Source organism: Arcicella lustrica, assembly GCF_034930985.1.
GTDB lineage: Bacteria > Bacteroidota > Bacteroidia > Cytophagales > Spirosomataceae > Arcicella > Arcicella lustrica.
Genome location: NZ_JAYGIM010000010.1, coordinates 69471 through 81929, shown reverse-complemented (window position 1 = coordinate 81929; position 12459 = coordinate 69471). Strand labels below are relative to the sequence as shown.

Genomic DNA, 12459 nt, shown 5'->3' with positions numbered 1-12459 from the left:
ATGCCATTGCTAAATTGGATAATAGTAAACGACATCATAAACTGATTCCTCTCTATTTATTTTTCAATTTTTGTTCTAATACTTTCATGTAATAACCGCCAACAACACTTCTAGCCTGAAAACCTACCATTTTGCCCGTTTTAGTTTCGTGCCAATCGCTAATCGGTACTCTTGAATTAGTTTTAACAGCATATTCAAACATTGGGTTGACTAAAGCTTGAAAATCTTTGTCATTGTTAGTTAATACCGATGTCCAAATTACCCAGTCTGATTTTGTATAAGTCGCTCTGCTATCAAGTGGCAAACCAAATTCATTTTGTTTCGTTAAATAGTATTTTACTTCAGTATCAAAAACTTCTTTCGGGAAGTAATTCAAATTCAATACTTTATCCCAAACCAAATTATATTTTTGACTCCAAGTTCCTTTTTTATCGAAAGTCAAAGCATAGTGGTCACCATCTTTTGCCATTTCTATCCACTTCGTTACAAAACCTTTTGTGATAGCATCATACTTTTGGTAAATAGCGGTTTCGCCCATTTCTTTGGCTAATTGCGTGAACGTTTCAAGGGCCACAATGGCTTTGACAGAAAGGTTAATATTACGTGCTAAATGTCCTGCAAAATCATCTGTACACAATTGATTCGCTGGGTCAAAACCTTCTTTTGTTAAGAAATCAGCCCAAATTTTCATGACATCCCAATGTTTTTTTGCATAATCGTTGTTGCCTTCTGCTTTACAAATAGCGGCGGCTAAAATCATCATATTACCACATTCTTCAACTGGCATGTCTTCGCCATAAGTTTGTCCGTTGGCTAATGGATAAGTCCCTAAATCATGCGCTGGGAATGGTTTTGCCCATTTGCCGCTTTCGCTGTAATAGAAAATACCATTTAACATTCCTCTCATCAATTCTGGATTATAAGCCAAGAAAAGTGGCGCCGAAGGATAAGTAACATCAACTGTATTGATAGAACCATTACTGAAATTTTCTTTCGATAAAAACAAAGTTTCTCCCGTTGAACTTTTCAATAATTTATGTGCCGCAATACTTTGACGATAAGCCAATTCACATAATTTGGCATATTTTTCTCCGCCAGCATTCAAAGCATCATTATAAATGGTTGCGTTTATTACTTCACATTTTTTGATGATTGAATCATACTCTTTTGACGCTAAATCTAGCTGACTTTCGATACTTGTTGTACCATTATTATTCCACCAAGGACGAAGATTTTGTCCAAAATATTGGATGGCATATAAATCGTCGTAACCCAACATGATTACTTGTTCTTTTTGAGAAGAAGTAATTTTGCCCATGTCAACGATTGTATTCAATACCAAACGCTTTCCTGATGAAAGTTCCGTTCCTGTTGATTGAAATGGATTAACAGGCGTATTGCTAATAGATTGTTTTACATTCGCTCCCGTTTTGGTAGCTACATACATATAACCCCAATCAATACGAAGATCATCACCTCTTTTCTTTAAAATGGCTTGCTCTTCCGTTCCAGCTTTTAAAATACTGAGATGACTACTGTTATATTTTTCGGCTTTTACTACTTGTGCAGTCGTGTTAGTAGCAATATCCGTCGAAGCACCCAAGTACAATTGTACTGCATGTTGCTTGCCATCGTTAGCTTTTACTTTGGCACTGATGTAAGAAACAGGTCTAGCCAAAATATCGAGTTCATTGATTAATAATGGCGAAGTAAACGTAAGTGTAAGGTCTGTTTTGCCACAAGTAAACTCATAAATGGTTTGTGTTGCGTTCAATTTTACACTTTTTTGTGTTGCCAATTGAATTGACGTTTCAGCAGGATTGATTGCTTTTTCCACAATTCCAGCATCTAGTAGGGCTTCACCACCAGTGTTTTTTACGTGAATTGCTAAAACGTTTTTACCTTTTTTGAGCTTACTTTTCATCTCGTTGGACATCGGTAAGTAAAGGAATTTTCCAGCACAACAACCTGCGGTGTAAATCAAATCACCATTCAGATATACTTTTACATCGTCGTCGTGTTGTAATTTTAAAATCGGCTCTTTGAAATTTAGGTTATCAAGGGTGAATTCTCGACGAACCCAAATGTCGTTCGTCAACCATAAAGTTTTTGAAGTACCTCTTACATTACCGAAAGGCGCTAAACCGTTTTTCCATTGTTTATCATCAAAATTTGGATTCATCCAATCTTCTGAAGGCGTTGTTTCTGTGTATTTTGCTGTATAATTTACTTCATCACCTGCTGGTAAAATACTGCTATAATTTGTGCTTAGCGCACCTAAAAAACGGTAAGTTTGTCCATCAACTTTTAACATTCCAATCAAAGAATGGTCTGTACCCGTCCAATGTTTGGTTGGCGAAGCATTCAAATTGTCGCTATTCGACCAAATACTAAAATATGGGTCATGCGTAATGAGCGGATAAGCAGGGGCTTTAGTACTTTGGGCAAACGTAAAGGCTGTTTTGCACAATATCAAGCCGAATAAAATCAGTTTTTTCATGTTAAAATGATTTGGAAAAATAATGTTGTTGGGCATCTATACAACTGAATTGAAGAGATGGCTACAAAATTAGCGTTTCAATTTTCCACACTTAATTCAATAAGTATCATTATTTCTCCATAATGTTTCATTTTATATTCTTTGTATTATTATTTCATAACTTTATTGTCACAAAGGCAATCATTCATTCTCAGATTCAATTTATACTTTTTGAAAAAACAGCAACATATCGTATTTCTGCTAGGCGTCACCCTTATTTTGTCTTTTTATCTGAACAAAAGTATGGCGCAATCTTACTTTTTTAGGCATTATCAAGTAGAAAATGGACTTTCTAATAATACAGTTTATTGCAGCGCACAAGACAAAAATGGCTTTCTTTGGTTCGGAACAAAAGACGGGCTAAATCGTTTTGATGGCTACCGCTTCAAAACCTTCAAAACTACCGAAGGAAAACAGACTTTTAATCCAGATTTAGTTCATTGCATGAAAACCGACCATCGTGGCGTTTTATGGACTGGAAATACTAAAGGGCTGTACTATTTTGATAATGAAAAAGAGCAATTGATTCGATTTATCAAATCTGAATCTGTAGATGAAATAAACGGAATTGAGCAAGATGGGAAAAATCAACTTTGGTTTATTTCCAGACAAACACTTTGCCGATATAATTTTGAAAAAAAACGACTAACGGCTTTTCCAACCTACGATTTCTTTGAAGCAACATCCTTAGCAGTAGATAAAGAAGGCAATCTCTGGGCATCCACGAATAATGGTCTGTTGAAAAAATTTAATGAACAAACGGGTACATTTTCAACTTATGATGTATTTAATCACTCGCCGAAAGTCTCTTCTAATTGGATTCACACAATGTATTTTTCGGATAAAAAAACATTATTTATCGGTACAGCAAGCCAGGGAATTAAGCGCTTTAATGTTCCCACAGCTATTTACGTGGATGTTCTGAGTACCAATCCTGATAAAACAAAAGTACATGTTCGTGATATTAAGCAATATACCGAGCATGAATTATGGTTTGCTACAGAATCAGGCATTTTTATTTTAGATACACGTACAAATCATTTCACCAACCTCAAAAAGAAGTTTTTAGATCCATTCTCTTTATCAGACAATGCTGCTTACTCGCTTTGTAAAGATAGAGAAGGCGGCATTTGGGTAGGTACCTATTTTGGGGGAATTAATTATTATTCGAAGAAAAATGCCTTGTTTCAGAAGTATTTTGCCGATAATTCTAAAAAATCAATTAGTGGAAATGCAGTAAGAGAAATTTGTGAAGACCGTTTCGGAAATATTTGGATTGGCACAGAAGATGCTGGATTAAATAAATTCAATCCAAAAACAGGAGCAATTACTCAGTTTTTACCCAAGGGTAAAAAAACGAGTATTTCTTACTCTAACATTCACGGTTTGTTGGCGGCAGGAGATGATATTTGGATAGGTACTTTTGAACATGGTTTAGACGTACTCGATATTAAAACAGGAAAAGTACGTCGCCATTATAACGCTGGTACTGGCAAAAATGATTTTCGACATAGTTTTATCGTTAGTTTTTTAAAGACTAAATCGGGCGATATTTATGTAGGAAGTGCCGATGGAATGTATAAGTATAAACCTAATATCGATGGTTTTGAGGCAATTAAATCTATACCGAATGGTACTTGGGTTTCGAGTATTGTTGAAGACCACGAACATACTATATGGGCGGGTTCGCATGGTGGTGTTTTTTACTTCAATCCAATTACGAATGAAAAAGGACACATCAAGCATCATAAAAATAGTAAAGTTAGCTTAACCAACATTGATATTAATGCTATATACGAAGACAGCCAGCAATGCCTTTGGTTTTCTACAGAAGGAGGCGGACTCTGCAAGCTGAGTAAAGACCGTAAAGTAATGACAAGTATTACAGCCAATGAAGGCTTACCTAGTAATTTTGTCTTTAAAATATTAGAAGACAAACAGCATAATTTATGGATTTCCACTGCTAAGGGGCTTGTAAATTACAATCCCAAAACCAAAGAAATGGTTACTTATACCAAAAACAATGGTTTATTAACCGACCAGTTTAATTATAATTCTGGCTACCAAGATGCCAATGGCAAAATGTATTTTGGTAGCGTAAAAGGAATGATTACTTTCAATTCGAATGATATTATAAAAACATCTAGTTCGGCTCCGATTTATATTACAGGTTTTAGCGTAGAAAATAAAGAACAGGAAATTGATGGTCAGCATTCGTTATTGAAAAAGTCGATTATTTATACCAATGAAATTACTTTGCCTTATGATAAATCATCTTTCAATATAGAATTTGCCGCATTGAGTTATATTTCGCCAGAAATGACGGAGTACAGTTATTTTATGAAAGGCTTAGATAAAGAATGGACAGCCATCAAACCCAATCGTAAAGTATATTTTACCAATCTTGCACCCAGAAAATATACTTTCCACTTAAAGGCTTATATTAATGGCAATTGGAGTAAAGAAGAAAAGGTTCTGATAATCAATATTTTACCCCCTTGGTGGGCTACAATTTGGGCGTATTTGTGTTATGGAATCATCACAATTTCGTTGATTTACTATTTATTAAGAACTTATTTAATCATCATTGATGATAAAAAAGCAAAGGAAATTTATGAAGCTAAAATCGATTTTTTCACCAATTTGGCTCATGAAATCAGAACACCACTTACTTTGATAAAAGGGCCAGTGGAAAATCTTTTAGAACAAGTTGAAGAAAATCCAGATATTAAAGAAGACGTGGTGATGATGGAAAGAAACACCAATCGTTTAATTGCTTTGGTGACCCAAATTCTGGATTTCAGGAAAGTTGAAACCAAAAGTTTTACGGTAGATTTTATCCGAATAAATATCACAGAAATGCTCAAAGATTCGTATAGCAATTTCACTTTGCTGACTAAAAAACGAAGACTAGCGTATAGCATTGATTATCCACCAAATGATATTTTTGCTTTAGTCGATGAAGAAGCTTTAAACAAAATTTTCAGTAATCTTTTTAGCAATGCCATCAAATTTGCGCAAAAGAAAGTAGCGATTCGTCTTTTGCCATTACAGGAAAATGCAGATTACATCACTATTGAATTTGAAAATGATGGATTGAGTATTCCTTTTGAGATGAAAGAAAAGATTTTTGAACCTTTTTATCGCCTCAAAGAATCTAAACAAGAAGGAACTGGCATTGGCTTGGCTTTGGCTAGGTCGCTGACAGAATTACTTCATGGCGATTTATTTTTGAAAGAAACAGCCGACGGCTCAATTGTTTTTGTGCTGCAATTGCCCCTTGAAAGAACCAATAAAGCTTAAAAATTAATGACAAACGATATGCAACCCGTCGTATTATTAGTAGATGATAATGACGAAATTTTGGAATTCTTGGAAAGAATGCTCAAAAGTAAGTACGCCATCCTGAAAGCAGAAGATGGTGCAGAAGCTTTGAAAATTTTGGAAAGAGAGTCCGTACAATTAATTATCAGCGATGTGATGATGCCCGTGATGGATGGTTTTGAATTGTGTAAAAAAATTAAATCAAACGTTGAGTTTTCGCATATTCCGGTAATTTTATTGACTGCCAAAAACGCTATTCAAGCCAAAGTAGAAGGTTTGGAACTAGGTGCTGATGCCTATATTGAAAAACCATTTTCTAAAGAATACCTCCAAGCACAAATTGCCAGTTTACTGAATAATCGAAATATCATTCGAGAATATTTCGCCAATTCTCCATTGATTCACATTAAAAGTATGGCGCATTCAAGGGCAGACGAGTTATTCTTAGAAACGCTTCATGATACTATTACCAAAAATATTGAAGATACAGACTTAGATGTAGAAAAATTGGCGGAAATCATGAACATGAGCCGCATTACGCTTTATCGAAAAATAAAAGCCATTTCAGTACTCACGCCCATCGAACTCATTAACATTACTCGTTTGAAAAAAGCCGCTGAATTATTGGCACAAGGAAATCACCGCATTTTCGAGGTTTCTTACATGGTCGGTTTTAGTTCGCAAAGTAATTTTGCCCGAAATTTCCAGAAGCAATTCAATGTTACGCCTACCGAATACATGAATTCTAAGCAATTAGAAAAGAAGTAAAATTACCTTTTATTCTCTTCATTTTTCTTCCATTTATTCTCCAAAAATCAATAGCATTTCTTATCCTTTGTGCAATTAATCTTGTAAAAAACAGGAATATGATTGCGCTATTGATTGTATTTTGTAATTTTGTCTATAGTTTTTATAGATTATGCATTATAACAAATGTCTTCAAATAAAAACAACAGGTTTAATTTTCAATATTTTTCAGCTATTTTTTGTCAATCAAATACGTTGAGCTTGCGAAAAGATTTATATTTTGACTTTTTTTTGTTTTTTTATTAAAAATCAGTTCCATTTATACATTTTTTGGAAAAAACGTCAATCCTAAATAAGATGTTTGTAGCTTTATGATTCAGATTGAAAATCCTCATATTTTTTGTAATTTCACAAAATCGAGCTTGAAAAAATTCATAACCCTAAAGCGATAAATAAAACGATATTACATACTGACCAAGAATTATTTGCTTTGATACAGCAAGGCGATACTTTAGCTTTTGATGAAATTTATGAAAAGTACTGGGCTAAATTATATGCTTTTGCTTACAATCGTCTTAGAGAAAAAGAAGCCTGTGAAGAAATCATCCAAGATATTTTTGTTTCACTTTGGTCAAATCGTGAAAACCTTCAAATTACCAGCTCGCTTTCAGGCTATCTTTTCCAAGCAGTAAAGTACCAAATGTTGAATTTCATGAAATCAACACAAGTACGAAATAGCTATATTGATAGCTTTAACCATTTCAGAGATGCCCTTTTTGATGATTCAACCAACGAACAAATGGCATTGAATGATTTGAAAATGATGCTAGAAAAAAGCATAGAAGAGCTTCCAGAAAAATGTCAAGAAGTATTTCGACTCAGTAGAATTCATCATTTAAGTATTCAAGAAATTGCGCTTCAATTAAACATTTCTCATAAAACCGTCGAAAATCATCTTAGCAAAGGACTCAAACATTTGCGTAGTTCCTTGGGCGATTTTTTAGTTTTCAGCATTTTTTTTGAATTATTTATACACTAAAAAACCTGTTTTTTTAGCCGTATTAAGCTATTTTAAAAAAAAGATTAAATATTTTCATTTTGAAATAGGTGTATTTCGCCTTTGCATTTACTTCACTATAAGAGGATACATAAAATAATATTTGGGCATTCATGAATCTTCCGAAATATTATTTTATCTACTCATTTTTAAAACAGCAATGAAAGATTTAAAACTTATAGTACTTATTGACAAGTACCAACAAGGCAACTGTACGCCAGCAGAAAAATTAATTGTTGAAGAATGGATGAATTCTTTAGCAATTGAGGAAAACGCCTTTGAGGAAATAAATGAAAAAGAAAAATTGGCTATCAAACAAAGAATGTTTGCCAAAATCAAGGAAGAAATTAAGCCCTTACCCAATGAAACGGTAAAGCTTTTTAATTGGGCTGCTTATGTTAAAATAGCAGCAGTTTTAGTTGTTTTTATCGGTTTGGCAGTTTCATTAGTACTTGCTTATGATGTATTTGATTGGAAAAATGAAACATTACAGGCTTCGTCGGAAGGACAAACCAAAAAAATAATGCTTCCTGATGGCAGTATTATTTGGTTGAAAGGAAAAAGTACTTTGGCTTACCCAGAACATTTTGACCAAGCCACTCGTGAAGTAAGTTTAAGCGGTGAAGCACTATTTGAAGTAGCCAAAGATGCAAAGCATCCTTTCATCGTTCATTCAGGAAATATGGATACTCGTGTGTTGGGAACAAGTTTTAACATCAGACCCATCGGTAAGCATATCGAAGTCGTAGTTTTTACTGGGAAAGTAACCGTTTCATTGGCTAACACGAATAAGCAACTGTTGATACTACCTTCAGAAAAAGCTATTTGCATGCCTGCTGAAAAGGAAATTAAAGCCCAAACGAACGTTCAAAAAGAAGAATATTTGGCAAATACTGAATACAACATGAATTTTGAAGATGCTCAAATGAGTGAAATCATCAAGAAAATTGAAGCAAAATTCGATGTGAAAGTAAAACTAACAGATAATACTGTAGCCAATTGTTTGATTACAGCAGATTTCACAGATCAGTCTTTAGTAAAAACCTTTGAAGTACTTTGCCAAACCTTGAATGGCACTTTTGAGATAGAAAACAATAGCGTGTGGCTGAGAGCAGAAGGATGTAAATAGAGTGATGAGTTATGAATTATAAAATATGAATAAACAGGTTTATCAATTATTCAATGCCTAAAGCTTACCGCCCAAAGCCTAAAGCAATAAAAATAAAACCAAACTAAATAATCAACAAACCCCAATATAATCCTTAATGACAGAAAAAAAATCGTAAAAAAAGGCAAGAGTGTTCCCAGCACTCCTGCCTTGGCTCAATCATTTCATAACACCGTTTGGAAAACGGTGATGAGAAACTATTGTCTTATTCCTCCATTTCAACAAAGAATAAAACCCAACCAAAGGTATGATAGAAAATTATCGAATCAAAGACTTAACCCTAAGAATTATGCGGTTTACCATGTATCAAGCCATCATAATTATGGTTTTTACTGGAATCATCAATGCTCATGTAAATTTTGCACAAGGAGTTCTTAATCAAGGTGTTTCCATCAAAATTGAAAACGTTTCACTCAAAAGTGCTTTGTCACGTTTGGAAAAAGAAGCGAAAATAAAGTTTGTTTACAGTAGCAGTCAAATCAATTTGAATCAAACGGTAAGTGTTACTTCTTCTAAAGAATCTTTAGGAATTTTATTGGATGGATTACTTAAACCGATGGGCATAAAATATGCCGTGAAAGATGAACATTTGATTATTCTTTCTCGTAGTGCCAACAATACTCCTTTGAATTTATTGAAAGGAAGTACTGTAACGAGTACTTCTAGCGAAGCAGTAAAGGAAGACGTTACAGGTATTGTTACCTCTGCCGAAACGGGCGAACCTTTAATAGGGGTATCTGTAACTGCCAAAGGTACACCATTTGGAACTATCACAGATGAAAACGGTAAATTCCGCATTTTGGCAAAGAAAGGATACATTCTTTTGTTTACTTATGTTGGTTTTGAATCATATACAATCACAGTTGGAAATGCTACAGATTTAAAAATATCGCTGAAGCCTTCTCAAAAAGCCTTGGATGAAGTAGTGGTAATTGGTTATGGAACTTCATCAAAAAGAATCAATACGGGTTCTGTTAGTTCAATTACTTCGGCTGAAATTTCAAAACAACCAATCGCCAATGTATTGGCTGCTTTGCCGGGACGTATTCCTGGAGCGCAGATTGCACAAAATAACGGACTTCCAGGAAGTGCCGTACAAATCCAAATTCGTGGTCAGGGTTCACTTTCTTCAGGTACAATTCCTTTGTATGTAATTGATGGTGTGCCATTTACAAATTTCAACGGTGGTTCGCCAGCGACAGACAATTTGAATGCTTTTGGTACTTCTGGTGCAAATGGTGGCGTGAGTCCATTTAGTATGATTAATCCAGCCGACATCGAACGTATTGATATTTTGAAAGATGCTGATGCTACTTCAATTTATGGTTCTCGTGGTGCGAATGGCGTAGTATTGATTACGACCAAAAGAGGAAAATCAGGTAAAACGAAATTTGATGTAAATGCGTCAACGGGTTTTAGTGAATTGAATCGTTTTATTCCGATGTTAAATCCTGAACAATATTATGATTTAAGAACACAAGCATTTAGAAACGATGGCATAACGCCAACAGTTAATAATGCGCCAGATTTATTGGTTTGGGATAAAACTAAAACAACCGACTGGCAAAAGTTTTTATTGGGTGGAACTGGTAAAATCAATGATATTCAAACAACGCTTTCGGGCGGTGATGCCAATACTCGTTTCTTGTTTAACGCAGGTTACAGAACTGAAACAACAATTTTTCCGGGCGATTTTTCAAACAAAAGATTTACCAGTCGTTTGAATTTAGACCATAATTCAAAAAATAGAAAATTGAATGTTGCTTTTGCTGTAAGTTATTCGAAAGACAATACCAATCTACCACAAAGTGATGTGAGTATGGTGTATAATTTACCGCCAAACTTGCCATTATATGATGCAAACGGAAAATGGTTTTGGTCATCAAATTTCACGAATCCCTTATCAACTTTGGGAAGAACTTATTTATCAAATAGCTCTAACTTAATTGCTAATGCAAGTGTAAAATATAATGTGTTTTCTGGCTTCAATATCAAATCAAACTTTGGTTATACCATTACTGATTTAGACCAGAAAAATTTAACGCCTGCTTCGGTATTGAATCCTGTTTCAAACCCAACAAGTAATTCTGTTTTTGCGAATAATAAGGCACAAAACTACATTATTGAACCAACAGCAGAATATACAAAAGAAATTGGCGAAGGTAAATTATTAGCAGTAGCAGGAGCAAGCTGGCAACATAATACTTCAAATGGATATTATATCACAGGAAGTAATTATAGTAGCGAAGCATTATTGAATACGCTTTCGGCAGCAGGTTTAATTACCATCAATTACAACAACATTGTAGAATATAAATACAATGCACTTTTCGGTCGTGTAAACTATGATTGGAAAGGAAAATACTTTGCGAATGCTACTTTCCGTAGAGATGGTTCTTCTCGTTTTGGTCCAAATAATCGCTTCGGTAATTTTGGTGCAATTGGTGCAGCTTGGGTTTTCAGTGAAGAAGATTTCGCTAAAAAATTACCCGTATTGAGTTTCGGTAAATTAAGAGCAAGTTATGGAACTACTGGTAACGACCAGATTTCTAATTACTTATATTTACCACTTTACAGTACTTCAGGAACGTATTTGAATAATCCTGTGATGAACCCTGCTACTTTACCAAATGCCGATATTCAATGGGAAACAACAAAGAAATTTGAATTGGCCCTAGAATTAGGTTTCTTGAAAGATAAAGTATTATTAACAGCAGAATATTATAATAACCGTTCAAGTAACCAAATTGCTTACTTGCGTTTGCCAACACAAACTGGTTATAATGCCATTCTATCAAACTTACCTGCTTTGATTGAAAACAGCGGTTTGGAATTTGATTTGAATACAACGAATGTTTCTGCTGGCGACTGGAAGTGGACTTCTACCTTCAATATTACTTTACCGAAAAACAAATTAGTTGAATTCCCAGGCATAGAAAATACTTTCTCTAGTGGTTCTTATGTAGTTGGACAACCTATCAACTTTACAAAAGTCCTTCACTATTTGGGTGTTGACCCAAAAACGGGAGCTGCTCAATATGAAGACATCAACAAAGATGGTGTGGTTACTTTTGATGACCGTTATGTAGCGAAAATCGGAACGCCTTATTATGGTGGTTTAGGAAATAGTGTTTCTTATAAAAACTTCCAATTAGATTTCTTCTTCCAATACAATCATCGTTTCGGACAAACCAATATTTTAAATAACAGACCGGGAACGTTGAATAACCAAAATACTTCGTATTTGAATGTTTGGAAACAAGAAGGTGATGTTACGAATATTCCAGCAGCAACGACCACAGCAGGTACAGCTTTGTATAATTCATATAATTTCTTCAGTTCGTCGGATGCTTTCTGGGGAGATGCTTCTTACTTGAAATTAAGATCAGCAAGTATTGCTTACAATGTTCCTAAAAACATTTCAAAAGTATTGGGAATGACCAATTGTAGAATTTATGTACAAGGACAAAACTTGTTTACGTGGTCTAAAAACAAATACATTTTAGATACAGAAACTACTGTTGGCGGTGGCCCTCCAGGTTTAGGAACAGGTACAATTGCACAGGTTTTACCGCCACTTAGAACGATTTTGTTTGGTATCAATTGCTCATTTTAATTAAGGAA

6 protein-coding genes are annotated in these 12459 nt (G+C 34.5%); 5 read left to right on the top strand and 1 reads right to left on the bottom strand.

Features of this window, described 5'->3' with window-relative positions; genetic code table 11:
• Positions 1-52: 52 nt before the first annotated feature.
• Positions 53-2500, bottom strand: a complete 2448-nt coding sequence (locus VB798_RS13860) for a glutaminase family protein (protein ID WP_323259279.1) — start codon at positions 2498-2500, stop codon at positions 53-55.
• A 282-nt stretch (positions 2501-2782) separates the two neighbouring features.
• On the opposite strand from VB798_RS13860, the gene VB798_RS13855 reads away from it, so the two are divergent.
• The 5 genes from VB798_RS13855 (at position 2783) to VB798_RS13835 (ending at position 12451) form a co-directional block, all read left to right on the top strand.
• Complete coding sequence (locus VB798_RS13855; RefSeq protein WP_323259278.1) at positions 2783-5842, top strand: ligand-binding sensor domain-containing protein; 3060 nt, start codon at positions 2783-2785, stop codon at positions 5840-5842.
• An 18-nt stretch (positions 5843-5860) separates the two neighbouring features.
• On the top strand, positions 5861-6631 hold the full coding sequence (locus VB798_RS13850) for a response regulator (protein ID WP_323259276.1): 771 nt from the start codon (positions 5861-5863) through the stop codon (positions 6629-6631).
• A gap of 469 nt (positions 6632-7100) precedes the next feature.
• Positions 7101-7649, top strand: coding sequence for an RNA polymerase sigma-70 factor (locus VB798_RS13845; RefSeq protein ID WP_323259274.1), 549 nt, complete (start codon positions 7101-7103; stop codon positions 7647-7649).
• A gap of 178 nt (positions 7650-7827) precedes the next feature.
• The gene (locus VB798_RS13840; RefSeq protein WP_323259272.1) at positions 7828-8796 is read left to right on the top strand and encodes a FecR family protein; all 969 of its coding nucleotides are present in this window, start codon (positions 7828-7830) and stop codon (positions 8794-8796) included.
• A 286-nt stretch (positions 8797-9082) separates the two neighbouring features.
• A complete protein-coding gene (locus VB798_RS13835; RefSeq protein ID WP_323259271.1) occupies positions 9083-12451 on the top strand; it encodes a SusC/RagA family TonB-linked outer membrane protein in 3369 nt (1122 codons plus the stop codon).
• The last annotated feature ends 8 nt before the right edge of the window (positions 12452-12459 follow it).

Excerpts from the sequence above, each read along its gene's own strand:
- VB798_RS13860 (WP_323259279.1), bottom strand. The coding sequence starts at position 2,500 with ATGAAAAAACTGATTTTATTCGGCTTGATATTGTGCAAAACAGCCTTT.
- VB798_RS13855 (WP_323259278.1), top strand. The coding sequence starts at position 2,783 with ATGGCGCAATCTTACTTTTTTAGGCATTATCAAGTAGAAAATGGACTT.
- VB798_RS13850 (WP_323259276.1), top strand. The coding sequence starts at position 5,861 with ATGCAACCCGTCGTATTATTAGTAGATGATAATGACGAAATTTTGGAA.
- VB798_RS13840 (WP_323259272.1), top strand. The coding sequence starts at position 7,828 with ATGAAAGATTTAAAACTTATAGTACTTATTGACAAGTACCAACAAGGC.
- VB798_RS13835 (WP_323259271.1), top strand. The coding sequence starts at position 9,083 with ATGATAGAAAATTATCGAATCAAAGACTTAACCCTAAGAATTATGCGG.